Annotated in this window: 23 protein-coding genes, 1 tRNA gene and 4 pseudogenes; 22 read left to right on the top strand and 6 right to left on the bottom strand. The window is 46.9% G+C overall.

All coding sequences use genetic code 11. The annotated features are described in order from the left end of the window. Positions 1-78 precede the first annotated feature (78 nt). Entirely contained in the window at positions 79-1,701 is a 1,623-nt protein-coding gene (gene cimA, locus RE628_RS18580; protein ID WP_309154456.1) for a citramalate synthase, read from the bottom strand. Between the two features lie 182 nt (positions 1,702-1,883). On the opposite strand from cimA, the gene RE628_RS18575 reads away from it, so the two are divergent. The 4 genes from RE628_RS18575 (at position 1,884) to RE628_RS18560 (ending at position 5,442) form a co-directional block, all read left to right on the top strand. Continuing rightward, positions 1,884-3,182: a DNA polymerase IV gene (locus RE628_RS18575; protein ID WP_309154455.1), complete on the top strand. Its 1,299-nt coding sequence runs from the start codon at positions 1,884-1,886 to the stop codon at positions 3,180-3,182. Between the two features lie 120 nt (positions 3,183-3,302). Then, positions 3,303-3,545, top strand: coding sequence for a ferredoxin (locus RE628_RS18570; protein WP_309154454.1), 243 nt, complete (start codon positions 3,303-3,305; stop codon positions 3,543-3,545). A 429-nt stretch (positions 3,546-3,974) separates the two neighbouring features. Further along, positions 3,975-4,772 carry a hypothetical protein gene (locus RE628_RS18565; protein ID WP_309154453.1) on the top strand — a complete coding sequence of 266 codons (798 nt, stop codon included), beginning with the start codon at positions 3,975-3,977 and terminating at the stop codon, positions 4,770-4,772. Continuing rightward, positions 4,687-5,442: a L,D-transpeptidase gene (locus tag RE628_RS18560; protein ID WP_309154452.1), complete on the top strand. Its 756-nt coding sequence runs from the start codon at positions 4,687-4,689 to the stop codon at positions 5,440-5,442. Before RE628_RS18565 ends, RE628_RS18560 begins: the two co-directional genes overlap by 86 nt. 62 nt (positions 5,443-5,504) lie before the next feature. Here RE628_RS18560 and RE628_RS18555 read toward each other — a convergent pair whose 3' ends face one another. Then, positions 5,505-5,642, bottom strand: coding sequence for a hypothetical protein (locus RE628_RS18555; RefSeq protein WP_179015858.1), 138 nt, complete (start codon positions 5,640-5,642; stop codon positions 5,505-5,507). 231 nt (positions 5,643-5,873) lie between these two features. Here RE628_RS18555 and RE628_RS18550 point away from each other — a divergent pair. The 7 genes and pseudogenes from RE628_RS18550 to RE628_RS18525 all read left to right on the top strand — a co-directional run bounded on the left by RE628_RS18550 (position 5,874) and on the right by RE628_RS18525 (position 11,652). Further along, a pseudogene (locus RE628_RS18550) lies at positions 5,874-6,965 on the top strand (quinone-dependent dihydroorotate dehydrogenase). 28 nt (positions 6,966-6,993) lie between these two features. Continuing rightward, the gene (locus RE628_RS18545) at positions 6,994-7,812 is read left to right on the top strand and encodes a GTP diphosphokinase (protein ID WP_309154451.1); all 819 of its coding nucleotides are present in this window, start codon (positions 6,994-6,996) and stop codon (positions 7,810-7,812) included. Next, positions 7,802-8,263, top strand: coding sequence for a DUF309 domain-containing protein (locus RE628_RS18540; RefSeq protein WP_309154450.1), 462 nt, complete (start codon positions 7,802-7,804; stop codon positions 8,261-8,263). The genes RE628_RS18545 and RE628_RS18540 overlap by 11 nt, the downstream gene beginning before the upstream one ends. 201 nt (positions 8,264-8,464) lie before the next feature. Next, positions 8,465-8,839: a hypothetical protein gene (locus RE628_RS29700; protein WP_375142931.1), complete on the top strand. Its 375-nt coding sequence runs from the start codon at positions 8,465-8,467 to the stop codon at positions 8,837-8,839. After that, positions 8,824-10,020, top strand: coding sequence for an RsmF rRNA methyltransferase first C-terminal domain-containing protein (locus tag RE628_RS18535; protein WP_375143124.1), 1,197 nt, complete (start codon positions 8,824-8,826; stop codon positions 10,018-10,020). The genes RE628_RS29700 and RE628_RS18535 overlap by 16 nt, the downstream gene beginning before the upstream one ends. Positions 10,021-10,025: 5 nt before the next feature. Next, positions 10,026-10,781, top strand: a complete 756-nt coding sequence (locus tag RE628_RS18530) for a pseudouridine synthase (protein ID WP_375143123.1) — start codon at positions 10,026-10,028, stop codon at positions 10,779-10,781. 76 nt (positions 10,782-10,857) lie between these two features. Further along, positions 10,858-11,652: a Cof-type HAD-IIB family hydrolase gene (locus RE628_RS18525; protein WP_309154448.1), complete on the top strand. Its 795-nt coding sequence runs from the start codon at positions 10,858-10,860 to the stop codon at positions 11,650-11,652. Between the two features lie 67 nt (positions 11,653-11,719). Here the strand turns inward: RE628_RS18525 and RE628_RS18520 are convergent, their stop codons facing one another. Further along, on the bottom strand, positions 11,720-11,818 hold the full coding sequence (locus RE628_RS18520; RefSeq protein WP_218653025.1) for a YjcZ family sporulation protein: 99 nt from the start codon (positions 11,816-11,818) through the stop codon (positions 11,720-11,722). 161 nt (positions 11,819-11,979) lie between these two features. Continuing rightward, positions 11,980-13,387 (bottom strand): annotated as a pseudogene (locus RE628_RS18515) (RsmB/NOP family class I SAM-dependent RNA methyltransferase). Positions 13,388-13,575: 188 nt separating this feature from the next. Between RE628_RS18515 and RE628_RS18510 the strand changes: the two are divergent. Beyond that, positions 13,576-14,696: pseudogene (locus RE628_RS18510) on the top strand (glycosyltransferase family 4 protein). Between the two features lie 116 nt (positions 14,697-14,812). Here RE628_RS18510 and RE628_RS18505 read toward each other — a convergent pair. Next, a pseudogene (locus RE628_RS18505) lies at positions 14,813-15,861 on the bottom strand (hypothetical protein). 157 nt (positions 15,862-16,018) lie between these two features. Here RE628_RS18505 and RE628_RS18500 point away from each other — a divergent pair. The 3 genes from RE628_RS18500 to RE628_RS18490 all read left to right on the top strand — a co-directional run bounded on the left by RE628_RS18500 (position 16,019) and on the right by RE628_RS18490 (position 17,376). Next, positions 16,019-16,597, top strand: coding sequence for a xanthine phosphoribosyltransferase (locus RE628_RS18500; protein ID WP_309154447.1), 579 nt, complete (start codon positions 16,019-16,021; stop codon positions 16,595-16,597). Between the two features lie 83 nt (positions 16,598-16,680). Further along, positions 16,681-17,007, top strand: a complete 327-nt coding sequence (locus RE628_RS18495; RefSeq protein WP_309154446.1) for a hypothetical protein — start codon at positions 16,681-16,683, stop codon at positions 17,005-17,007. Between the two features lie 153 nt (positions 17,008-17,160). Further along, on the top strand, positions 17,161-17,376 hold the full coding sequence (locus RE628_RS18490) for a hypothetical protein (protein ID WP_309154445.1): 216 nt from the start codon (positions 17,161-17,163) through the stop codon (positions 17,374-17,376). A gap of 131 nt (positions 17,377-17,507) precedes the next feature. On the opposite strand, the gene RE628_RS18485 is transcribed toward RE628_RS18490, so the two are convergent. After that, positions 17,508-17,921 (bottom strand): YhjD family protein, encoded by a 414-nt coding sequence (locus RE628_RS18485; RefSeq protein ID WP_309154444.1) that lies wholly within the window; start codon positions 17,919-17,921, stop codon positions 17,508-17,510. A gap of 503 nt (positions 17,922-18,424) precedes the next feature. On the opposite strand from RE628_RS18485, the gene RE628_RS18480 reads away from it, so the two are divergent. The 7 genes from RE628_RS18480 to RE628_RS18450 all read left to right on the top strand — a co-directional run bounded on the left by RE628_RS18480 (position 18,425) and on the right by RE628_RS18450 (position 24,546). Beyond that, complete coding sequence (locus RE628_RS18480) at positions 18,425-18,802, top strand: transposase (protein ID WP_309154443.1); 378 nt, start codon at positions 18,425-18,427, stop codon at positions 18,800-18,802. After that, positions 18,738-19,664: an IS3 family transposase gene (locus tag RE628_RS18475; RefSeq protein WP_309154442.1), complete on the top strand. Its 927-nt coding sequence runs from the start codon at positions 18,738-18,740 to the stop codon at positions 19,662-19,664. The genes RE628_RS18480 and RE628_RS18475 overlap by 65 nt, the downstream gene beginning before the upstream one ends. 367 nt (positions 19,665-20,031) lie before the next feature. Then, positions 20,032-20,116: transfer RNA gene (locus RE628_RS18470), tRNA-Leu, on the top strand. A gap of 462 nt (positions 20,117-20,578) precedes the next feature. After that, positions 20,579-21,703, top strand: a complete 1,125-nt coding sequence (locus RE628_RS18465) for an ABC transporter substrate-binding protein (protein WP_309154441.1) — start codon at positions 20,579-20,581, stop codon at positions 21,701-21,703. Between the two features lie 73 nt (positions 21,704-21,776). After that, positions 21,777-22,697, top strand: coding sequence for an ABC transporter permease (locus tag RE628_RS18460; protein WP_309154440.1), 921 nt, complete (start codon positions 21,777-21,779; stop codon positions 22,695-22,697). Beyond that, on the top strand, positions 22,697-23,506 hold the full coding sequence (locus RE628_RS18455; protein WP_309154439.1) for an ABC transporter permease: 810 nt from the start codon (positions 22,697-22,699) through the stop codon (positions 23,504-23,506). The genes RE628_RS18460 and RE628_RS18455 overlap by 1 nt, the downstream gene beginning before the upstream one ends. Further along, entirely contained in the window at positions 23,503-24,546 is a 1,044-nt protein-coding gene (locus RE628_RS18450; RefSeq protein WP_309154438.1) for an ABC transporter ATP-binding protein, read from the top strand. The genes RE628_RS18455 and RE628_RS18450 overlap by 4 nt, the downstream gene beginning before the upstream one ends. Positions 24,547-24,551 lie beyond the last annotated feature (5 nt).

The raw sequence follows: 24,551 nt of genomic DNA, 5'->3' as shown, positions 1-24,551 counted from the left end.
GAAAAACCTGCAGAAATGCAGGTTTTTCAGCGTTCATTTGATCATTTGATTATCGCTCATTCGTTCGTACTGAGTTCCCTAGTGATTCACAAGGCCTCTCTCGACAGACTGGATCTCCTCGTAGTCTTCACGTTTGTCTTGGCCCAGCAGAGCATACTGGAAGCTATCAACTAGCGCTTCCCAGCTTGCTTCGATGACGTTGCCGGAGACACCGACGGTGCTCCAGGAGTTCTCCATGTTGGAGGACTCAATCAAGACGCGAACCTTCGAGGCGGTCGCCTCTTTATCGTCGAGGACACGGACCTTATAGTCGGACAAATGAATGTCTTTCAGGCCTGGATAGTAGCTGATCAGCGCTTTACGTAGCGCGTTATCCAGCGCATTCACTGGACCATTACCTTCCGCGGCGGTATACATAGAGTTGCCGTCGATGTTCAGCTTGACGAATGCCTCCGATACAACCGGTTTTCCGGCCGATTTTTCGACTAGCATTTTGAAGGACTCAAAAGTGAATAGCTTCTTCAACTCACCATTGGCCTCCCGCAGCATAAGTTCCAGTGAAGCGTCGGCACCTTCGAACTGATAGCCTTGATGCTCTAGGTCCTTGATCCGCGAAATGACTTCCTTGGTGCTTTCTTTTTCCGGATCGAATTCGATTCCCATCTTCTGAGCTTTGGACAAAATATTACTCTGTCCGGCCAGTTCGGAGACAAGTACCCGTTGGTGATTACCCACCGTCTCAGGCACGATGTGCTCGTAGGTGCGGGAATCACGTAGGATCGCGGATACATGGATGCCACCTTTATGTGCAAATGCCGCTGTACCTACATAAGGCTGGTTAACCGGCATATGGACATTAGCAATCTCGCTTACGTAGCGGGCCGTATTCGTTAGCTGCTCTATCTGCTTCTCTTCGAGGACGTGATATCCAAGCTTTAGCTGCAGGTTCGGGATTATGGAGCAAAGGTTGGCATTGCCACAACGCTCGCCATAGCCGTTCATGGTGCCTTGAATCATTTCAGCACCGGCGCGAACTGCGCTGAGTGAGTTAGCCACTGCCAGTTCGCAGTCGTTATGTGTATGAATGCCAAGCCTTGCAGTTCCAGCGATCTGTCCTCCAAGCACGGTAACGATATCAGAAACCTCGTGAGGCATGGTTCCACCATTCGTATCGCACATGACAAGCCAGTCTGCGCCGGCTTCTTCGGCTTTGCGCATGACTGCTAAGGCATACTCAGGATTATTCTTATAGCCGTCGAAGAAGTGCTCGGCATCGAACATGACCTCTAGCCCGTGCTGCTTCAAGTAGGCAATAGAATCATAGATCATCGCCAGATTCTCTTCCAGAGTAGTCTGCAGTGCCGTATGCACGTGGAAGTCCCATGATTTGCCGACAAGCGATGCCGCTTGTGCACCTGAGTCGATGAGCCGCTGCAGATTGGCATCATGCTCAGCCAAGCTATTCTTGCGGCGAGTACTGCCGAATGCAGTAATCTTCGCGTTCAGATGCAATTCCTTAACCCGATCGAAAAATTCGATATCCTTACTATTGCTGCCGGGGATGCCGCCTTCAATGTAATGGACACCTAACTGATCCAGCTTCTTGGCAATCTTCAATTTGTCCTCTGCGGATAAGCTAATGCCTTCTCCTTGAGTACCGTCTCGCAAAGTAGTGTCGAAGATAGTTAAAGCTTTTGACATAATGGAAGTATCCCCCTTTGGATGTCCTCAGAATGAAGTACCGATTTAGGTATATTTTCTAATTATATCATTCTGATATTTTAAATGTAATATAATTTTCGTTAAAAGTTCATCGCTATGTTGACCGTTTTTTACTGAAAAGGGTATGCTGAATTTACTAGTATATAAATGAGGGGAAACGCTTGGATAATGTCGATAAATACTATCCTGCCAGAGGGCGAGTTGTTCTGCATGTCGATATGAACGCTTTTTACTGTTCGGTTCATGAGGCGGAGGAGCCGGAGAAATACCGAGATCGCCCGACCGCTGTGGCTGGCAGTGTGGAGCTGCGCAAAGGCGTCATCGTTACTTGCTCCTATGCGGCCCGCAGGAGAGGTGTATCTACCGGGATGACGGTCAGTCAGGGGATGAAGAAGTGCCCGGAGCTCATCGTGATTCAACCGAACTTTCATTTGTATCGCAAATACTCCAGAGCTTTCATGAATATCGCTTATAGCTATACTCCACTATTGCAAGCCGTATCTATCGATGAATGCTATCTGGACATTACTGGTTCGAAGCAATTTGGTACGCCAATGGACATTGCGCAGACGATCCAATCGCGTATTGCCAGTGAGCTTGGCCTTCCCTGCTCGATCGGGATTGCACCTAACAAGCTGTTGGCCAAAATGGCCTCGGACATGAAGAAGCCGAATGGCATTACGGTACTGCGGATACGAGATGTGCCGTCTCTTCTATGGGATAAGCCGTGTGATGAGATGTTCGGCATTGGTAAGCGGACGGCAGAGAAGCTGAAGAAAATTCGCATCTATACGATCGGACAGCTGGCCGCGGCGGAAGAGCGGCTGTTAATAGATCGGTTCGGTGTTGTCGGACACTGGATGAAGCAGGCGGCTAACGGTCATGATGATTCACCGGTTATCGACGAACGGGAGAAGAATAAATCAATCGGACATACGACGACTTTGCCAAGAGATATTAGCGAGATGGAAGATGTCCAGCGCGTACTGCTGAATTTGGCAGATCAGGTGACGCGGCGCTTGCGCAGGCAGCAATTGATGGCCCAGACCGTGCAAATTACGATTCGTACGCCAGATATGAAGACAATCACAAGATCGCATAGCCTTGATACCGTGACGGAGAGGGCGGAGGAAGTATATGCGGAAGCCTGTAAGCTGTATAAACAGCATTGGAGCGCAGAGAAGCCGGTTAGACTACTCGGTATAACTTTGCAGAATTTGCTACCCAAGGAAGAAGCGGCACTGCAGCTAGATCTGTTTGATTATGAACAGGAGCCGAAGAAGGAATCGCTGACGAAGACGATGGATATGCTGCGCGATAAGTTTGGCGAGGGTGCTGTGCTGACGGCGGGAATGCTGTCAGATGATCCTTCGGCGCTGATTCGCAATCACAAAGTTCGCGGTACTTCGCTACAGACTGATTTTCTTCTGACAAATGATGAGGCAAATGATGATAAATGATCCACGTATTCGAATGGAATAATGCGGAAAATGAATTGAAATTGATTGGTATTTATATTATATTGGTCATGGTAATAACAAAGTACCGGACATGTACCGTTTATTCAGGAGGCAGAAAAAATGGCGAAATTTACTTGGGTTGAGAAGGATACTTGCATCGCTTGCGGCGCTTGCGGCGCGACGGCACCAGATATTTATGATTATGATGATGAAGGCTTGGCCGAAGTTATCTACGAAGGTGATGGCAATCGTGGTGTAACTGAAATTCCGGAAGACCTGCATGATGACCTTCAAGACGCTTGTGATGGATGCCCTACGGACTCCATCAAAGTAGCGGATGCACCGTTTAATATGGAAGGTTAATTAGCGGTAGACAACGGCTATTAATAGCATCATAAGACAGGGGTTATCTGCTCATAAATCAGTAGATGGATTGAGCAAAGTCATCCCTATTCATAGTGAGAACCTCTCTTTCCTGATGGAAGGGGAGGTTCTTGTTTGCATTTTTGGGCTTATTTTATTAGTAGAAAAGGTGCCTGTAAGTATACCCATAGATCTAGTTCTGTCTTCAGTAAAAATAGGACGATAGACTGTTTTCTTTCGATACATAGAGGAAAATCAAAGCTTATGCCGATATATATAGTAGAAAATTAAAGTAGAATTCAAAAAGACCGGTTTTCAGCACCGAAGGACCCGGCTGAATTCAAGATTCAATGCCGAGATTACTTCCTTAGTTGCATCGTGATCAAAAGTGGTCTGTTTGAACAACCTCTAATATATCGGAGGATAGCCATGAATAATACGGCTCACCTGAAGACTTATGTGAAGAATCACCCAGATAATAAAATGGCCTGGTATTTACTGGGTAAGGAATATGAGAGCTCTGGGCAGGAAGGAAAGGCCCAATATTGCTATATACAGGCGGGTAGCGTCTATGAAGCCTTCGAGGCAACCAAGGTTCCAGCGGATCTATGGAAGGAATATCAGGATAAGCTGCTTGAGGAAGCGAGACAGAAAGAGAAGCGCAAGGGATTATTTCGTAAAGTTGGCATTGTGCTCGTGTTCTTGCTGCTGCTTAATTTATCGTCTGCCTATGCACCGGGACAATTTGCTGTGGATCTCCCTACTCAGGATGATTCAGATTTGATCGCATATGATCTGGGACTTGCTGTTCAAGATCCGAATTCGGGAAGTGAAGCAATGTGGCCAGAGGGCGAGAGAGAGCTGGGCGCTGGCGGTCTAGGTGAGAGCATGGGGACGGAGTTCACAGCGAGCGCTTACCAGAGTAATGCCGATAATCCGTATAAGTCGCTAGAGGATCTGTATGGCGATAAGCTGGAGACGCCGGCTTCAAAGGTAGTTGTACTCGGAATGAAGCAGAAGGCAAAATGGCTTATCTGGACCAAGAATATGCCGGTTGTATATGAACTGGACAAAAGCCCGCAAGATGGCGTTATGAAGGTGCAATCATATGATCCGAAGGCTTGTCAGTGTACTCCGCCGGATGCGACCAAGCTACAGAAGGAAGGCAAGGCATGGATCGAAAGGCAGGAGACGCTGGCGGTTCTCTACAGCGGTTCGTACTTATAAGGAGCAGAAGGGTACCTGGCCGGAGAGTCTGGATCAATTAGCTCAATCGTTTCCAGATAATTGGCTGGCTGGAAGCAATCCATTGATGAGACATGAATTTAAGCGCGTACTGGTGATTCAACAGGAGGCTGGCAGTAAATCACAGAAGAATGATGATGCAGAACAACCAGCGGGAGGCGGGGATCGTCTGACCAGTGGAGGCCAAGAGGGCGAAGCCCTGTTCTTCAAGGAACCGCTACGTATCGTCATAGATAAGGATACACATCTATTGGCGGTGGCAAGTGGGAACATTATATTAAGAAGCTATAAAGTCGGACTTGGCGGTAATAAGACCCCGGAAGGAACTTACAAAGTCTCCGACAAGGTCATCAATCCGAACGGCAAGGATAACGGAGAGTTCGGCAGCCGTGGCATGCAATTGTCGGATACGAATTATGCGATACATGGGACAAATGATCCGGATAGCATAGGCAAGGATGAATCGCATGGCTGTATCCGAATGTTGAAGAAGGATGTTGAGGAACTGTTTGATATGATTCCGCGTGGAGCCAAAGTGCAGATCGGCAAGGGGATTCTTCCACAGCTTGAGAGCGTGCCTAAGGAGCGATTCGTTCTGAAACGCGGTCAAGACCAGACGAATCCCCATCGTACTTATCATTGGTTGCTATAAGGCTGTTCAAAAAGTTCGCTTTTGATAAGAAGTGATAAAACCGAACTTTTTGAACTGGTATTTTAAAGCTTGGTTAGTACTAGGACGATGATTACGAACAAGATGAGCACCCCGGTTACCGAACCTGCCCAGATGAGTGCCTTCTTGTTTACTTCGTCCTTTTTCTGCTGCAGTGTAGGCGGTTTGCGTTTATTGGACATTGATAATTCCCCTCTCTTTTCATCTTAAAAGAGTATACACTCTATATTTTATAGAGGTTGTTCAAAAAGTCTATAATTGGTTACGCAATTATAGGCATTTTCTCTAAAATTCCACAGGCTTATTGTCCCCCTCACTTGGAACTCTTACCTTTTCTTTTCTCGCAGAAACGGCTAAACTGGATAAGGAGATAAAGTTAGCGCTAGGGCGAATGATCGGAGTGAAGCAAAAACGTGTTGTACCGTAATTTAGGAAAACCATTATTTTTCAAGCTGGACCCAGAGGCAGCGCATCATCTGGTGATCGGTAGTTTACATAAAGCAGCGAAAGTACCAGGAATGATTCCCGTTGTTCGCGGAATGTACGGTGTACCAGAAGTTCCGGAGCTTGCTACTGATTTATTTGGGGTTCATTTTCCCTCGCCTATAGGACTGGCTGCCGGACTTGATAAGAATGCCGAAGCGGTAGAAGGGTTTTCCTCGATTGGATTTGGCTTTATGGAAGTGGGGACAGTAACCCCAAAAGGGCAGCCCGGCAATGAACAGCCGAGATTGTTCAGGCTTCCTCCGGACGAAGCATTGATTAATCGTATGGGGTTTAATAATCGTGGTGCAGAGGATATGGCGGGAGACTTGCCGCGCTCAAATTACGGCGGATCCCGGTGGCAGTCAATATCGGTAAGAACAAGTTGACGCCGAATGAAGAAGCACACACGGATTATGAGAAATGTATCTCGATATTGTATCCGCAGGCGGACTTCTTTGTCGTCAATATTAGTTCACCAAATACGCCAAACTTGCGTAATCTGCAGCATGGGAGCGAACTAGCTTCCTTATTGAAGGCCGTGACAGATGAGATGGACGTACAGGCGAAGCGTTATGGAACTAGAAAATCAGTTCTGGTGAAGATCGCTCCTGATGTCAGCGATGAGGAATTGGAATTCATGATCGATACGATCCAAAATAGTGGTGTATCGGGTCTAATTGCAACCAATACGACGATATCCCGAGACGGCCTGGCGCATGGCAATGCGAAGGAGACCGGGGCTTAAGCGGTAAGCCGCTGCGGGCCAGATCAACGGAAGTGGTGTCCCGTGCTTACCTCCAAACCGGGGTAAATTGCCGATCATCGGATCGGGTGGGATATTTACTGCGGAAGATGCTTATGAGAAGATTCGCGCAGGCGCGAGCCTGGTAGAGATTTATACGGCGCTGATTTATGAAGGCCCTGAGATCAACCGCAAGCTGCATCGAGGCTTGAGAGAACTACTGCGGAGAGATGGATTCTCCCATATATCCGAAGCGGTAGGTGCTGATCACCGTTAAAGGGCTACTGAAGATAGGAGGCACAACAATGGATAGTAGAGATTGGGGAACATTTTTGCTTCCATATGAACAAGCTGTTGAAGAGTTGAAGGTTAAGTTCAAGACAATGCGGTCCGAACTGAAGAAAATCGAAGAGTATGCTCCGATTGAATTCGTTACGGGCCGGGTTAAGAAGATTTCCAGTATTCTCGATAAAGCGAAGCGACTGAACGTGCCGATGGACAATCTGGAGACGGGGATTGAAGATATCGCCGGTATCCGGATTATGTGCCAGTTCGTAGAGGACATCCGTCGGGTGGCGGAATATATCAGGAAGCGTAAAGACCTGACGGTTCTTTACGAGAAAGACTATATTACAAATTATAAAGAGAGCGGCTACCGTAGCTTCCATATGATCGTGGAATATCCGGTGCAGACTTCGCTTGGACAGAAGAATGTGCTGGCCGAAATTCAGATCAGAACTTTGGCCATGAATTTCTGGGCCACGATTGAACATTCATTGAATTACAAGTATCGTCAGATGCTGCCCGAAGAGATGCGTGTCCGGCTGAAAAAGACGGCTGAGGCGGCGGTTATCCTGGATAATGAGATGTCCAGTATCCGTCAAGAGATTCTCGACGCTCAGAAAAGTTTCGAGGATGATGCTAATATCGTCTCCTCCGTACTCACGGCGATTCATCGCTTGTACTTCTTCCATTTGGTGTCGGAAGCGATTGCGGCTCAAGAGCGCTTTAATGAGCTATGGGAAGCGCGGGATATGGAAGGAATGAAGGTGTTGCTCGACGAAGTGAAGGCGATGATCCATCGTTGCAAGACGAAAACCGAGGAATCTGCGAATGAAGAATGAGCCGTTGTACTTGGCGTTCTTGGTCTATTTTAATCGTGATAGGGATTATTTCGAGTGTCATGAAGTGATGGAGGAATTGTGGCTGGCGCAGGGGAGCGATCCGCTCTATAAAGGCTTGCTTCAGGTTGCTGTGGGATTATTCCACTTTCGCTACGGGAACGTGATTGGAGCTAGAAAAATGCTGCATTCCGCGGAGGAGCGTCTCAAGTCTTATCCGATGGATTGCCTGGGTATTGATCTGGGAAAGCTGCGCAGTGAAGCTGCACTGTATGCGGCCAAGCTGGAAGCTTACGAGCACAGTCCGTTCACCTATTATGATCTGACGATTGATATCATAGATCCTGAACTGCGGGAGGCTGTGGAGCAGGCTTCTGCTCATATTTCTCCCAATATTCCGCAGAGGCAGCGTCCAATGCGGGGATCCAAGCATGAACAACGGCAGCAAGGCTGATCAAGCCTGATCAAGCCTGATTCAGATGAATAGATCTGGTTTATAATGAAGAGATTAGCCGCTCTTGCAATAGCGAGAGCGGTTTTTTACATAAATGAATGTAATTCATGCTTATAACTTCCTTTCGCGAAAAGCAAAGGGCTTGTGGTACAATAGTTTTGCTTTTTGATTTCACAAGTCTATATAGATGGAAGGTATAGCATGGGGTTACAATTACCAGTCGCTTTTACGACAAAAATGCAGCAACTACTTGGGGATGAATATGAAGAATTTCTAGCTTCTTATGAGAAGCTGCGTTATGCCGGTATTCGCATAAATACGCTTAAAATCGATGTAGAATCTTTCCGCGCAATATCTCCGTTCGAACTTAAGCCTATTCCGTGGTGTAAGACAGGTTTCTATGTGGAAGAAAGTCTGAAACCAGGCAAGCATCCATATTATCATGCGGGATTATATTATATACAAGAACCGAGCGCGATGGCCCCGGTTGAGGTGCTGGATGTTCATCCGGGGATCGTGTACTTGATCTATGCGCAGCTCCTGGAGGCAAATCGACGCAGATTGCTGGCAAGCTGAGTGGTCAAGGTCTTCTGATAACGAATGATATTAGCGCAGAACGGACCAAGGCGTTGGCCAAAAATATTGAGTTAAACGGTGTCCGTAACGCAATCGTCTTGAATGAGACGCCTGAGCGGATTGCGGATCGATTTCCACAGTTTTTCAACCGCATTCTGATTGATGCGCCTTGCTCTGGCGAAGGAATGTTCCGTAAGGATGAAGAAATGGCCAGACAGTGGGAGAAGCGTTCGCTTGAGCAATATACGAATATGCAGCATGATATTCTGCATACCGCTGCCAGAATGCTATCGCCTGGCGGGAGGATCGTATATTCAACCTGCACCTTCTCGCCGGAGGAGAATGAAGCGATTATCGCAGGATTCCTTCAGGAGTATAAAGATTATGAAGTTATACCGTTGCCCGGAGATGGGGGCTTTGCGCCTGGACGAGCCGATTGGCTCGTTCAGGCGGAAGGTTTGGCAGACTTGACCACAAGTCAAGGGTTCACAGCGGAGGCGGCTGCCAAGACAGGCTATTGCGGACGATTATGGCCGCATCAGGTCGATGGGGAAGGCCATTTTTTGGCTATACTCCAACATCAGGGGCCAGTCGATCCATCACTGGATTTGGCTCAGCATGTGCCTAACAGTCATGATTCACATTCTGCGGATCATGCCGTTTTTATGAAGAAAGGGAAAATACGGCCACAAGGTCGCGCCAAAGGGGCTCGTACACCGAGTAAGCCAGCGACGAATGATAGTGAACTGCTGGCGGGATGGGAGCATTTCAGAGATGAGCAGCTTCGACTGCAGCCTACCGGTGAGGTCATGCTATACGGGACAAATCTATACATTTCTCCGTTGCCCAAAGAGAGGCTGAACGGACTGAGGACGGTTCGATCGGGCTGGTATATCGGTTCGGTCAAGAATGGGCGCTTCACGCCTGCACATCAGCTAGCAACCGCGCTTAAATCTGGTGAAGCTTCTCGGGTATTGGACCTGTCGGTCCAGGACGGGGAAGCCGTAAGATATTTGAAGGGCGAGACACTGGAAATTCCGCAGTCCCGCCTTAGTTATAGAGAAGAATCAGGCCCGAAGGGGTTCGTATTAGTCATAGCCGAGGGCTTCCCATTAGGTTGGGGCAAGTGGATCGACGGAATTCTCAAGAATGAATATCCTGCCGGATGGAGGTGGACGTAAACGTTATGGGAACAGGCAAGAAGACGCAGAGAATTGATAAAATTCTCGGCAATCTAGGGTATGGATCACGCTCGGATTTGAAGAAAATAGTGAAACAGGGCCGGATTACATTGAACGGTTCAATCGTAAAGGATAGCGGCGTGCAGGCTGATCCTGAGCTTGATATAATTGAGGTCGACGGAGAGCGTGTCGTATATCGCAAATTTATATATTTGATGCTGCACAAACCGCAGGGCGTCATTTCCGCCACTGAGGATTTAAGGGATCGGACAGTCATCGACCTGCTGCCGGATGAGTATAAAGTATTTGCACCTTTTCCGGTTGGAAGATTGGATAAAGATACGGAAGGCCTTCTGCTACTGACGAATGACGGTGGACTGGCTCATGATCTACTATCTCCGCGCAAGCATGTGCCAAAGATTTATTTGGCCGATTGTATCGGACGTATAGGTGAAGCGGAGATCGCCCAGTTTCAGGTAGGAGTGGAGCTGGATGATGGTTATGTAACGATGCCAGCACAGCTCGAGATATTGGAATATGGAGAATACGACGATGGTACAGTGAAATCGCAAATCTCTCTGACGATCTCTGAGGGGAAGTTCCATCAGGTAAAACGAATGTTCGAGTCAGTCGGTTCCAAAGTGACCTATTTAAAAAGGTTGTCGATGGGATCACTGACTCTGGATGCTTCTCTCCCGTTAGGCTCATTCCGTGAATTAACGGAAGCCGAGCTGGAGGCGTTGACGAATCTTAAGAAATAGATGAGATTAGAGTTCAAAAAGTGTTCAAAGAGTACCGACTTTTTGAACTACATATAAAAAAAGGGAGTGGAGAGAGATGAAATATAAATTGATAGCTCTGGATGTGGATGGGACACTTCTGACGGATGATCACGTTCTGACGCCGGGAACCATTGAAGTGATCAAGCAGATTGCTGCGCAAGGGACGGAGCTAGTGCTTTGTACCGGACGTGCTCCAATGAGCTGCATTCCTTATATGGAGCAGATGGGTTTGGATGGATACGCGATTACACATAATGGCGCAGCTACAGTCAGCGTCAAGGATAGTAAAGTTATTCACCATTTCGAGCTGCGTAGCGAGGGATTGGATCCCTACATCAAATATTGTGAGCAGAACCAGATTCACTATGATCTAAATACAACCTTTGAATTATATGTAAAAGGAGCAGCAGGGCTTGATCAGGAAGCGCTGGATATGTACCGTAAATTTTTGATCGAGCCGAAGGATTTAATGGAGCGTCCTGCGGATGATCCTTTTGTGAAGATGACTCTCTCCGGTCTTACTCCGGTTATGGACAAGATTATGGAGGATTGGAGTACTTGGACACATGAATTCAACGTACTGCGCAGTGGAGATTATTTCATTGATCTGATGCATAAGGAATCCTCTAAGGGCGCGGCGCTGAAGCATTTAGCGGAGATGCGCGGAATACCGGCGGAAAATGTACTAGCCATCGGCAATTATTATAATGACCTGACCATGTTGGAGTATGCTGGTTTGGGTATCGCCATGGATAATTCGCCACAGGAAGTCAAGGATGTGGCTGATGTTATGACAGCTTCCAATAATGAGGAAGGCGTTAAGCTCGCATTGCAGAAGTACTGCCTGTAGAATTCGTACTGATTAAAGAAAGAGCGGTGAACCGTAAGGTTCTCCGCTCTTTGTCTTAGTTATCGCATTAGATGAAAAATGCACGTGTGATGATAACGAGTAGGATGAACAGTACAAGAATGACACCTGTCGAAGTCCACAAACCACCGCCATACACTTCGCCCATCGTGATTCCTCCCTTGGCCTTTACTTGTTCCCGTTCATCACGGGATACGGTATTTTATGTTATCGAGTTAAGATGGTATGGACTCTTATCACGATTAACCTAAAACAGGGGTTTGCCATTGGGAATGCTGATCGTCTTGACGATGCCATTTTAGCGATAAACTAATGCATAAGACGGAGGCCTTTGGGTAGATGATTCTTCAGCTGACCATCGCTTGCTTTGCCCCATCCAAGCGGATAGCTATCGGTTGCGCATTTGACAGCCACGATGACCCAGCCGCGTAGCTCTGCCGCTGTATTTAAGGTTTCTCCACGTAGGTAAGCGGCAAGCTCGAGTGAATCAGCCTCCAAAGTCCATATTCGAGCTGCGCTATCTAGACCGGAAGACATCGCCAATGCGTGCGCCGGTACGAAGCGACCTTTGCGGTAGTCTCCGAGGTGGAGACTGGCACGGGAACCTTAATCCCGGATAACTGCTCCATAGTTACGGTTAGCTCCTCGCTGCGAGGTAGAAGATATAGCGCTTCTCCGAATAAGACAGGTATTCCTCCGTCTGCTTGGAAGCCTGGTAAATCAAGCTTGGCCCAACTGTTGAAGGCTTCCCAGGCGTTTAGAAGATCTTTACTGGTTTCACGTCCGGATCGTGACGATTTTCCTCGTTTCTTATTGGTTCTTGTCTCCTTATTACTATTAAGACCAGTTTGCTCTTCAGTCTGTTTGTCCCGCTCCAGCACAGCGACATAATGCCCTTCGCCTTGCTGCAGATGAGGCCAGACTCTTTTTCGACTTTAAGGCGCATATAAGGATATTCGTTCAGCACCCGCGCGATCATTTCTTCATTTTCTGATCGATTGAAGGTGCAGGTGGAGTAAGCGAGTACACCGCCTGGCTTCAGCATGGCGATGGCATCCCGAAGGATGTCCCACTGCCGACTTGCACAGAGTGCTACTGAAGCTGGCGACCACTCATCGATCGCAGATGGGTCTTTTCGGAACATGCCTTCACCGGAACAAGGAGCGTCGAGCATAATCCGGTCAAAGGCTAGGGGGAATCGCACCGATAGCTCGGGCGGTGTGGCCTGGGTGACGATCGCTCCACGAATGCCCATTCGCTCCACGTTCTCGGCTAATATTTTGGCCCGCTGTGGGTGGATTTCATTGCTAATCAACAGGCCCTGCCCGTTCATTTTTGCCGCAATTTGCGTCGTTTTGCCACCTGGAGCTGCTGCGAGGTCCAGTATGGTCTCTCCCGGCTGTGGATCAAGCAGTTCTACGGCAGACATGGCGGATGGCTCTTGAATGTAGTAAAGTCCTGCCATATGGTAGGGATGTTTGCCGGGACGGGTATCTTCCTCATAATAATAGCCTGTGCTGCACCAAGGTACGGGGCTTAGCTTGAAGGCTTGAATCATAACATTTATGGCTTCATCAGATTTCAATTTTAGTTGATTTATACGTAGTCCATAAGTTCGGGGCTGTTCATAACTGTCTAGAAAGGCGTTGGCCTCTTCTTGTCCCAGTATGTGAATGACCTGTTCCTTGTAATCTGCAGGCAGGGATCGGTCTGACATATTTGTTACTCCTTTTCGATCAAATATTATTCCTTTCGCAGTTTACCACACCGAATGGATCTGTTCAAAAGCCTTTTAGTGGTGAGTATTGCCGGATATTGATGTTTTAGATAAAAAAAGGGGAATGGATGTTCCGCTCTACCTATGGCATAATAAGGTTATGCGCTAGAGAGAAAAGGAGAACCCTAATGAAACTGCTACAAGCATTGTTTTTTCCTCCAGAGCAGCCTGGGGGCGTGTCATCGATGATACCTTATTTACAGGAACGTTTTAATTCTCCCCATTGGGAGATGGAATTATTTTCATTACCTAAACGAATCAGAAATAAAGGGCATGAGCCTGTCCAGTTCCATACATTTGATTGGCATGAATATGAGGACAGCCCGATCGTGCAAAAATATATACAAACCTATCAGGACTATATATGGTGGACGAAGCTGCGCTTGAATAAGCCTTATAATTTGATTCATGCGCATCATCCGATTGCCGGGCTGGCGATGAAGGAAGTCTTTCCGGGGACGCCAGTTCTACAAAGTATACATTCGAGTTATGAGCGGGAACTGCTGCTGAACGGACGTATCAATCCGGATGGCCCTGAACAGCGATTCTTGACCTCTTTGTATGGAGAACTTGAATCGCGTACAGATCGGTTGTTTACCGTATCTCAATCCTTCAAGAGCTATCTAGCGGACTATGTGGATCATCCGGAACAGATCGGTGTCATTCCGAATGGATTTGATGAGCGGCGTTTCAAGCCTGTACCTCATGAGAATGAGGTGACTCAGCTTGTTACTGTGTGCCGGCTTGTCCCGGCTAAGGGACTGGATATTCTCCTCCGGGCATGTAAGGAGCTTAAGGATCGGGGATTGAACTATGTCCTGCATATTATCGGTGACGGTCCGATTCGTAAGGAGCTTGAGGATTTGGCCAAGGAACTAGGCATATATAATGAGACAATCTTCTATGGATATACTCTGCATCCTGAAGAATTTGTGCCTTTCTTTGACGTATTCGTATTGCCGTCTCGTGCGGAAGCATTCGGCTCGGTATTCGCTGAAGCAGCGCTTTGCAGTCTGGCGTTGGTGGGAACCGATGTCGGAGGCATCTCTGAGCAGATTGAGAACGGCTCGAATGGTCTTCTGGTGCCGGTAGAGGATGCCTCGGCGTTAGCTGATGCATTAGAACATGTAATCATCGACCCGGCCTTCCGTTATGAATTGGCCCGTACCGGCTAGATCATGCCAAGCAGCATTATTCGATGAATCGGGTTGTATATGAATTGAAGAAGTTATATTTGGAGTATCAATAACAGAATTTCGGTAGTAAGAAGAAGTTAGTCAAACTCATCCACCTGTGCCCTATATGGGCAAGGTGGATTTTTAGTATAGTGGGGAAGACCGTGTCTAACTGTATATACATTCAGGTTCATTTTCGGATTGATTTGCGCTTGGAATTGTAGGTTGCCAGCATCACCGCCCACAGCAAGCTGAATATTCCGAACATTGGATATAGGATGGATAGCAATGTACTAAAGCCGAATTGGCTGGTGACATAGCACAGACATAGAATTGTGACGGAGAGCACCCGCGGAGACACATTAATTCGTTGTCTGAGCTGCAGGGTGACACCGTATATATCGGATACGAAGGTGCTGAAGATCTCCATGAAGATCAGCAGGATATAGATGAGCTGGATGATGCTCCCCAACTGCTGGGCAATGCTGCCCATCGGGATTTCAAACTGGGCAATTCCCGGCATATTCGCGGATAAAGCAAAATGGCCTGCCATAAGCATAAAGCCGACGCCGGAGCCACCAAGAACACCGCCCATATGATGGTTCGGCGGTCGCTCGTATGGCTGCCGATCGGGACGAGCACGGCTTGGGCCATTGATAGATTGAAGGCGGTGTACATGAGTGGAGAAGCCCAAGCGGAGAATATGTCGGTGTCAGTATCTAGAGTTAAGAATCGGGTTGCGCCCGGAGAGCCTGCTGTATTGATAATAATAGCCAGAGAAAGAATGATCATCATCGGAACGACGATGGAATTGAGCTTCATAATTCCGTCAATTCCTCTACCCAGCAGCAAATAGGTGCTGATCAGCGTGATCCAGAGGCCAATCTGATAGTTGAGGCCCAGATGCTCGTTAAATACGGATCCGGCACCAGCTAGCATAACACTATTGACTCCGAGTAGGACGATGAGCGTGAATAGGCTAAGAGCTTGTCCGAATTTCTCGCCGAACAGCTTGCGATTGAGGTCCTCGTAGGATACGGCTTTGATTTTGCTGGCCAGCAGCATCATCTTCGTGCCAAGCCATATAAACAGAACCGTCGCTAACAGAATCGTTAAAATCCCCAATTTGCCGTAACGGGTAAAAAACTGCAGTATCTCTTGCCCGGTTGCAAACCCGGCGCCGACAACGGTACCAATATAGGTGAATGCAATCTGCAAAATTTTGACGGCATTTTTCATGGCCTTCCTCCTGCTGGGTGTGCTATATATAGTACAAGGTATGTTGTTTTTCAAGAGGACATGACTCAAACTGAAAAATGAAATTAATTGCTATAAGAGGTCGGTGCTGAAAACTGGCCTTTTTGAACACACACTATAACTCGGGAGGAAGAATAGGATGGATAAATTAAGACAAAGGATCATCGAGGATGGCGTGATCGTCTCGGAGGAAGTGCTGAAGCTGGACAAGCTGCTGAACCATCAGGTTGACCCGGAGCTTATGATGGAGCTTGGCCGGGAATTCGCTGAGCGTTTTCGCGATGAAGGAGTAACCCGCGTCGTGACGGTGGAATCCTCAGGCATTTCGATCGCTTTCGCAACGGCGTATGCATTGGGTGTGCCGCTTGTATTTGCACGCCGCAAGAAGACACTGCTGGAGGAAGCGGATATGCTTCAGGAACGGGTTCCTTCCTTCACAAAGGGTATCGTGTCCGATATTTTGATATCCCGAGATCTGATTTCAGAGCAGGATCGGATATTGTTCATAGATGATATTATTGCAAATGGCGACGCGGCTAAGGGTTTGATCAAAATTATTGAACGTTCCGGTGCGAAGCTTGTTGGTGCGGGAATCGTTGTAGAGAAATGCTTCCAATCCGGAGCACAGTCGCTTCGCGAACAGGGAATCCGTCTGGAGACGTTGGCCAAGATCAAGTCTCTGGAGAATGGTCAGGTCATTTTCGCTGATGAAATATAGCTAATCCAATTTCTTCTTGACTCCTTTCCAGCTTTCTGTTTTTTCGTTATAATGAGGATTACTAGGGAGAGGAGGCTTATAAGATGGGAAAAGATTCGGTAGTTCCTACAGAGTTTTTCATTACGAAATTATCCGAAGCCAAGGTTGCTTTTGAACGGGCTCTCGATTGTAAGCATACAGAATTTGATGACCTTTATCCCTACATGCTTGAGCATCCGCAGTTCTTCTGGTATAAACGCTATGTGGCATGGTCGAAGCTGCTAACGATTGTTGAATTGTGCGAAGAACTTGACATGCCATGGAAAGAGGAATTCAGCTCGCAGCAGGTGGGGTATCTGGAGCAAAGAGTAATGTCCGCGAAAGTGCTTGACTTCTGGTTTGATGGCAGTAAGGAACATGCACAACGTTAATAAGGATAGAGGACTCCGCAAGCTGATGCGGGGTCTTTTTTTGAAGTATTTCATAGTTGGACAAAACGTTCACTCGAATGGCTTTCATCTGAAATATAATTTATTCGGCTTATATGGGGTATATTGGAGTGAAGAGGGGAGTGAATAGATAAGATGATTACAGATGAGCAGTTGAATGAGTATCGGTTGTCCGGGGAGAAGGTACGCGTGGTGAGAGATGGGATTCGGGAGAACGATGTCAGGGGAATTATTGTAGCTTGGGATGACACACATGTGCTTGTCCGCAGGCCGAACCGGAATGTGGTCAAGCTGGATCGCAATTATTTGATTCAATCAGCTAAGGAGCCCCGGCCTTCGTTCGACGAATAGATGGGATATTGGGCAATCTATATTGAATGACTGCGACTAGATCGCTGATGATAATACAACTATCCTGGATGAGTGTCTAGAGCGGCCCGTATCCTGGGATAGTTGTATTTGTGTTGAGTACGGCAGTGAAATCAGGAGTCAGAGGCAGCGCGTCTATTCGGTTGCAGGCGGTTTCTCTTGAGAGCATCTCCTCCGAGATAGGCCCGCATGCGGGAGTTGATCTCATGGCGCAATCCGGACCATAGGATCCTCATCTCACCGCGATATCCGCGGCAGGTATAATCGGCCCAGATTCCGTTCTCGTCCTGCCGGATCTGATACAGTTTAATCTTACGTTTGCGGAATTCAGTCTGTATCTCGGATAATACTAGTGCGGCTCGTTGTTCTCCGCCCTGGATCATCTCTACATAGATTTCAGGACTTTTCAATACTCCGCTCTGCTCAAGAATCCTTGCGTCCCGCTGGAATACATGGCGCACGAACTTTAATAGCAGAGCGCTCTTGATTAAGGCAAGCTCTTCTTCAAGTATACCGGGCACGGCCATATGAACACCTTCTCCTCAAATGCGAACTTATGTTCTTATTATATCCAAGGTGATGAGAAATAACAATGGGATTTACATGCAGTTGCAATTAGAGGTTGTTCAACAGTCCGCTTTTGATAAGAAAACCAATCGAGGCTAATTAACGGATGAGCGACCGCGAATTCAGCGGTAGGTTTTCTTGCGATATAGAATTTCATCAGCTCTGCTGATAACGTATAAATTCTATATCTAACACGAAGTGAATCAAGAAGTAACTCGTCATCAAATCTTGAATTCAGCGGCTGAATGATGACGCAATTTAGATTGTAACGGTTGCCATAACGGCTAATCATAACAAAACGATTGTTTTATATGTCTAACGGTTGTCATACACGTTATTCAAGAAATATCAGTAGTATTTTCGGTGAAATCCCGAAATAACCTCTGTAGTCTATTTAGCCCCCTAATCCGATTGGACACTCTAATCCACCTCAGATACACTAAAATAAGTGAGGAGTTAGTCCATGAAAAGACGATTTAGGTGCCCCAATGAGACGAAGAAGGAGCTTGTGGTAGAGGTGCTTTCCGGGTATCGAACGGAGATGGTAGCCCGGAAGTATGGAATGTCTCCTAGAACGTTAAGCCAATGGGTTCGCCAGTATCAGGATGAGGTGGGTGATCTTATGACAAAGAAGCAAAACGATGCGGAAAAAATGAAACAGGATGCAGCTAATTACAAGGAACTGCAGAAGAAATACGACGGTGCTATGAAACTACTAGGAGAAAAAGAGCTTGAGAACAGCATTCTGCGGGACTTGGTAAAAAAAAGTATCCCGATTGGAAGTAGCTATCCACTGGATTCAGCAAGGGTATCCTGTTCAAAAGGTTCTCCTTCTATGTAGAGTTCCGCGTTCAAGTTATTACTATCGGTTAAAGCATCCTGAGCGCCAGCAGCCTATTAGCAGCGGTCGACCTATACCAGGCTTCTCCTATGACAAAGATGGAAAGAAAGTAGGAGATGCTCGCATTAAGGAGAGCCTCAGACGTTTGATTCAAGGCCCTAACGCCGCCTTCGGCTACCGGAAACTAACGACGTTGTTACGGCGAAAATACAGGCTAATTATTAACAAAAAGAAGACCTACCGCCTCTGTAAAGAAATGGGGATTCTCCATCCACAACGAGAGTTGAGGAATCCCGTACCCAGAAAACTTGCTAATAACCGTATTGTGAATGGACCAAACCAGCTGTGGCAAATGGACATTAAGTATGGTTACGTAGCCGGCAAGCGCCGACATTTTTACCTGGCCAGTATCATTGACGTGTTTGACCGGAGCATTGTCGCTCATCACCGCGGAAAGGTTTGTAGCACAGGAGACATTTTACGTACAGTCCAGAAAGCGCTGTTTAAGCGTAGAATCCATGAACAAGAGCACAAGCTAGTGATTCGAACGGATAATGGGCCGCAATTCATTAGCAAAGCGTTCCATGCCTTTTGTGAGCAAGTAGGCGTAGAGCACGAAAGGATCCCCAACCAAACGCCAAACAAGAATGCTTTTATTGAGTCTTACCACAGTATTGTAGAGCAAGAATGTTACCAGCGGAATTGCTTTGAAACCTACGAAGAGGCTTTTGTAGAGGTCGACCGGTTTATTCGTTACTACAATACAGAACGCATCCACGGTAGTCTTTACGATTGGTCGCCCAAGGAATATTTGCGTTTAGTGACCACAGGCCTGATTAACCCAAAGAATATTGCATTATGATGTGATTTCCTAAGCATGATGTGGAAAGTGTCCAAACTTAGGGGGTTGAACCGTAGTAACCGTTAAAGGTTTAAACATAACAAAAACAACGATTTAACCTCGATAGCAACCGTTAGAGTGAGATGGGGATCGATTGTCTCTTGATATGAAGACTTTCCGGCGTTCAAGAGATCGTTCGTGCAAAACTGTCTTTCACGGAGAAAAGCTATTATAATATAACGAATAAATACTTGACGAATACGAAGCAGATGGGTTTGGCAGATCAAACATAAAACAATAAAAAATTGTTGACTCCATATTTTAGGCGTGATATTATATATCTTGTCGCTGCGGAACACACAAGATGATCTGCGAGACATAATAATACGCGGTCGTGGCGGAATTGGCAGACGCGCACGGTTCAGGTCCGTGTGGGCTAACCCCCCGTGGAGGTTCGAGTCCTCTCGACCGCATCATATCAACCATAACAGGTTTCTGATCTGTCCACTCGGACAGCTTGGAAACCTTTTTTATATGTTCAATAAATTAAGGCTTGCTTATCACTTGGGACGATGAAATCTTGGCCTATAGTTCAGATGCGCGTATATGTTGGCAGTGGAGTCGTCACCTTTCGGTTGAGTTTGTAGAGGTACAAACATTACCGGGTTGGCGGCTCTTTTTATACCATTCAGTGGTTAATCAACAAACTTGACTTAAATGACTAGTTTAATGTTGTGGTTTTAACACCTAATGCCCCTCTTTTAACACTCCTTTTATGCTACCAATACAAAACCAGCTACTTTTACCGGCAATTAATAAATTTGAACCTTTCAGTTAATCCCGCGCAAATAGTCACTTTCTATACTTTAAGAGGGTTGAAAACAACGAGAATATATCATGAACCCACACTAATTCACAGGGAGTGCGATAAAAACATGAAACTTTGGTTAAGGAAAGAATTAGCAATGGGTCTTGTTCTAAGCTTATTTGTTTTGATGCTGGCAGCTTGTGGAAGTTCAGACAGCAAAGAAGCAACTACAAGTGGAAATGCGAGCGCTACTCCTGCAACGGAAGAAATTTCAGTAACTGACCTGGAAGCTAAGGCGAAGGAAGACGGCTCTGTCGTAAGCGTTGGTATGCCAGACTCTTGGGCGAACTGGAAGGGTACATGGGAGGATCTTAAGAGCAAATATTCTCTTACACACACAGATACAGATATGTCGAGTGCGGAGGAAATCGCCAAATTTGAGGCGGAGAAGGACAAGCCTACTGCCGACATCGGTGACGTAGGTATTGCCTTCGGATCGGTAGCGGTTGATAAGGGGGTCACTCAGCCCTATAAAACCTCCTATTGGGATGAAATTCCGGACTGGGCTAAGGATAGCGATGGCCACTGGCTGGTCGGCTACCAGGGCTCTATCTCAATCTTTACGAATACACAGCTTGTTCAATCGGCACCGCAAAGCTGGGAGGATCTCAAGAACGGCGACTATAAAATCATTGTTGGCGATGTAACGAAAGCAGCGCAAGCGCAAATGGCTGTATTAGCGGCAGCAATAGCTTATGGTGGCGACGAATCGAACATTGAGCCGGGAATAGCTTACTTTGAAGAGCTTGCGAAGAAAGGGCGTCTGTCCAATGCAGAAGCTTCACTGGCTAACATAGAGAAGGGCGAGGTTCAAGTTACGTTGTTATGGGACTTTAACGCTCTCAACTATAAGGATCAATTGGGTGCGGATAAATTCAGCGTAGCTATTCCTAAAGAGGGCAGCGTTGTAAGTGGTTATTCAACGATTATCAACAAATATGCTCCACATCCGAATGCCGCCAAGCTTGCCCGTGAATATATTTTAAGCGACGAAGGCCAGATTAACCTGGCTAAAGGTTATGCGAGACCGATCCGTGACAGCGTACAGCTTCCTGAAGAGGTAGCCGCCAAGCTACTGCCTGCAGAAGCCTATGCCAACGTGAAGCCGGTTAACGATTACAAAGTATGGGAAGAAACCGCGAAGACTCTTCCGCAGCTCTGGCAAGAACGTGTACTTGTTCATATGAATTAATGAGTAAGCCTAAGGGTGGAGCGTCTTCGTCATTAGACGGACGGCGCCCCTTTACAAGAAGGAGAGTGAGGGCGTGAAGAGTAGGAATCGATGGTTTTTACTAGGGTTAGTTCCTTTTGTAGTGATGATCGTCCTGTTTCAGTTAGCTCCAATCCTGTCGATGGTGACAGGAAGTATTATTCAAGGGAAAGGTTCGGGTCTTACGTTTGATTATTATTCGAGGATTATCCATAGCGATTTTTATTTGAAAGCCATTAAGAATAGTTTGCTGATTTCCATTTTCTCAAGTGTGATTGGTATTGCAGTCGGACTGATTTGTGCTTATTCGATTACGCGTTTCTCGCCAAAGATACGGGATCGGTTGTTGATGCTGTCTAATATGACATTGAATTTTGCTGGTGTTCCGCTTGCGTTCGCTTATATTATTCTGCTTGGCAGCAATGGGGTGTTTACGTTGCTCTTTAAGCAGTGGGGCTGGAGCGTGTTCGCCGATTTCAATTTATATAGCTGGACAGGACTTGTTCTGGTCTATGTGTACTTTCAGATACCTCTTGCTTTATTGCTATTGTATCCTTCCTTTTACGGGATTCGGGAGCAATGGAAGGAGGCGGCTTCCCTGTTAGGTGCAAGCAAATGGCAGTTTTGGAGAACGATTGGACTACCTATTTTGACGCCTGCTGTTTTCGGTACGTTGGGAATTCTGTTCGCTAACGGGATGGGGGCATATGCAACAGCCTATGCCTTGGTTGGAGGGAATTACAATTTACTTGCAGTTCGGATAGGATCATTGGTCGCGGGGGATGTGGTCAATGAGCCACAGCTAGGCAATGCACTCGCAGTTATACTGGCTTTCTCGACGCTACTAGCAGTATATCTGAATCATAAAATGACACAGCGTTCAAAGATGCTCCAAACCGGCTTTACCTCTAAGAATACAAGGAGCCTACGGATATTTCCCAAGCTGAAGTCCTCGGCGGTGAAGGAGGAACTGTAATGGAGACCCATAGAAAGAAGGCGGGCTGGGGCCACCGTTCACTAATGCTTCTCTTGATGGTTTATTTGCTTCTTCCTTTGCTTGCCACGTTGATTTATGCATTCGCGAAGGAGTGGCAGGCAACGATCCTCCCGGAGAGCTGGACGCTGGCCTGGTTCAAAGAGATGTTTCGGGACGTTAGGTTTATAGAAGCCCTATGGACATCTCTATATCTATGCATCATTAGTGTAGCGCTGAGCCTCGCCGTTATGCTGCCAGCAGTGTTTATTATTACTGTTTATCTACCTAAACTGGAAAAGTTCATGAAAGGAATCGTTGTCCTTCCTTATGCTGTACCCGGTGTCGTTGCAGCAGTAGGGCTGATTCGGGCCTATTCCTCGGGACCAATTCCTATTTCAGGTACAGCGTATATTTTGATCGGCGCGTATTTCATTATTATATTGCCTTACATGTACCAAGGGATTCGCAACAGTCTGTTAACTGTATCTGCGGTTGAACTGGTTAATTCGGCTGAAATGTTAGGGGCCAGTCGATGGAAAGCTTTCGTAACCGTAATTGTGCCAAATATTTGGCCAGGGATTATTACGTCTACCTTGTTATCCTTCTCTGTATTGTTTGGTGAATTCGTTCTAACGAACATATTAGTTGGTGGGCATATTCAGACCATCCAGGTTTATTTGTATCAAAGGGTCAACGAAAGCGGACATTTGGCTAGCGCCATTGCGATTTCCTACTTTCTGATTATTCTAGTGCTGTCTATGATCCTAATGAAGCTGGGCAAAAAAGTGAATAAGGGGATATCAGGATGAAACCATATTTGAAACTTGAAGGTATCCGCAAGCAATTCGGGGATACCACGGTGCTTAATGATGTGAATTTGGATATTCGTGAGGGAGAACTCGTTACGCTGCTTGGTCCATCCGGTTGCGGAAAAAGTACGCTGCTGCGCTGTATTGCCGGCCTGACGGACCTGGATGGCGGACATATTTTACTCGATAGCAAGGACATCGTGAACCTGCCGCCCCGGAGCCGCGAGATCGGCATGGTATTCCAATCCTATGCCCTGTTTCCGAATTTGTCGGTCAGCGAAAATATAGAGTATGGGATGAAAATGAGAGGAGCTTCCAAGGAAGCAAGACGTAAGAGATCCGCTGAATTGCTGGAGCTTATTGATCTTGGAGAAAAACGGAATGCATATCCTCAACAGTTATCGGGAGGTCAACAGCAGCGCGTCGCCCTTGCACGTTCACTTGCAGTTCAGCCTAAGGTTCTTCTGTTGGATGAGCCACTTAGTGCTTTGGATGCGAGAATTCGAAAAAACCTGCGCTCGGAGATCCGTGAAATTCAGAAGAAATTTAATATAACGACGATCTTTGTGACCCATGACCAAGAGGAGGCGTTAACTTTATCTGATCGGGTATGCCTGATGAATAAGGGAAGCATCGTTCAGCAGGGGACTCCGGAAGAGCTGTATGCGATTCCACGCACAGAGTTTGTCGCGCAGTTTATGGGAAGCTATAACGTGTTGACTCGTCCCGAGGTAATGCGATTATTCGGAAAGGTGAATGGTGACGCAGATAGCTTCGCCATTCGACCGGAAGCGTTGCTATTGGTGAGTTCGGACTTATTAAGCGAGGCATCGCGTGAAGGTAAGCAAATCGTGGAGGGTACTATCCATTCGGTGTCCATTCTCGGTAATATTATCCGTTATGCCATTGATGCCGCCGGAGTAAGGTTAATAGTAGACGCACTCAATGATGGCCGATCCTTGAGAATTCGAGAGCAGAGTCCCGTGAATCTTGCCCTGGATCATGCTCAACTGTTGCAGCTAGAGAAGGAAGGAGCATAAAATAT

It is taken from the genome of Paenibacillus sp. D2_2 (genome assembly GCF_031199965.1).
Taxonomy (GTDB): domain Bacteria; phylum Bacillota; class Bacilli; order Paenibacillales; family Paenibacillaceae; genus Fontibacillus.
This window is presented reverse-complemented; position numbering and strand designations above follow the sequence as displayed.

What these genes read in the sequence shown, in the direction of transcription:
- cimA (WP_309154456.1), bottom strand. Translation starts at nt 1,701, where the DNA reads ATGTCAAAAGCTTTAACTATCTTCGACACTACTTTGCGAGACGGTACT.
- RE628_RS18570 (WP_309154454.1), top strand. Translation starts at nt 3,303, where the DNA reads ATGGCGAAATTTACTTGGGTTGAGAAGGATACTTGCATCGCTTGCGGC.
- RE628_RS18565 (WP_309154453.1), top strand. Translation starts at nt 3,975, where the DNA reads ATGAATAATACGGCTCACCTGAAGACTTATGTGAAGAATCACCCAGAT.
- RE628_RS18560 (WP_309154452.1), top strand. Translation starts at nt 4,687, where the DNA reads ATGCGACCAAGCTACAGAAGGAAGGCAAGGCATGGATCGAAAGGCAGG.
- RE628_RS18555 (WP_179015858.1), bottom strand. Translation starts at nt 5,642, where the DNA reads ATGTCCAATAAACGCAAACCGCCTACACTGCAGCAGAAAAAGGACGAA.
- RE628_RS18545 (WP_309154451.1), top strand. Translation starts at nt 6,994, where the DNA reads ATGGATAGTAGAGATTGGGGAACATTTTTGCTTCCATATGAACAAGCT.
- RE628_RS18540 (WP_309154450.1), top strand. Translation starts at nt 7,802, where the DNA reads ATGAAGAATGAGCCGTTGTACTTGGCGTTCTTGGTCTATTTTAATCGT.
- RE628_RS29700 (WP_375142931.1), top strand. Translation starts at nt 8,465, where the DNA reads ATGGGGTTACAATTACCAGTCGCTTTTACGACAAAAATGCAGCAACTA.
- RE628_RS18530 (WP_375143123.1), top strand. Translation starts at nt 10,026, where the DNA reads ATGGGAACAGGCAAGAAGACGCAGAGAATTGATAAAATTCTCGGCAAT.
- RE628_RS18525 (WP_309154448.1), top strand. Translation starts at nt 10,858, where the DNA reads ATGAAATATAAATTGATAGCTCTGGATGTGGATGGGACACTTCTGACG.
- RE628_RS18520 (WP_218653025.1), bottom strand. Translation starts at nt 11,818, where the DNA reads ATGGGCGAAGTGTATGGCGGTGGTTTGTGGACTTCGACAGGTGTCATT.
- RE628_RS18500 (WP_309154447.1), top strand. Translation starts at nt 16,019, where the DNA reads ATGGATAAATTAAGACAAAGGATCATCGAGGATGGCGTGATCGTCTCG.
- RE628_RS18495 (WP_309154446.1), top strand. Translation starts at nt 16,681, where the DNA reads ATGGGAAAAGATTCGGTAGTTCCTACAGAGTTTTTCATTACGAAATTA.
- RE628_RS18490 (WP_309154445.1), top strand. Translation starts at nt 17,161, where the DNA reads ATGATTACAGATGAGCAGTTGAATGAGTATCGGTTGTCCGGGGAGAAG.
- RE628_RS18485 (WP_309154444.1), bottom strand. Translation starts at nt 17,921, where the DNA reads ATGGCCGTGCCCGGTATACTTGAAGAAGAGCTTGCCTTAATCAAGAGC.
- RE628_RS18480 (WP_309154443.1), top strand. Translation starts at nt 18,425, where the DNA reads ATGAAAAGACGATTTAGGTGCCCCAATGAGACGAAGAAGGAGCTTGTG.
- RE628_RS18465 (WP_309154441.1), top strand. Translation starts at nt 20,579, where the DNA reads ATGAAACTTTGGTTAAGGAAAGAATTAGCAATGGGTCTTGTTCTAAGC.
- RE628_RS18455 (WP_309154439.1), top strand. Translation starts at nt 22,697, where the DNA reads ATGGAGACCCATAGAAAGAAGGCGGGCTGGGGCCACCGTTCACTAATG.
- RE628_RS18450 (WP_309154438.1), top strand. Translation starts at nt 23,503, where the DNA reads ATGAAACCATATTTGAAACTTGAAGGTATCCGCAAGCAATTCGGGGAT.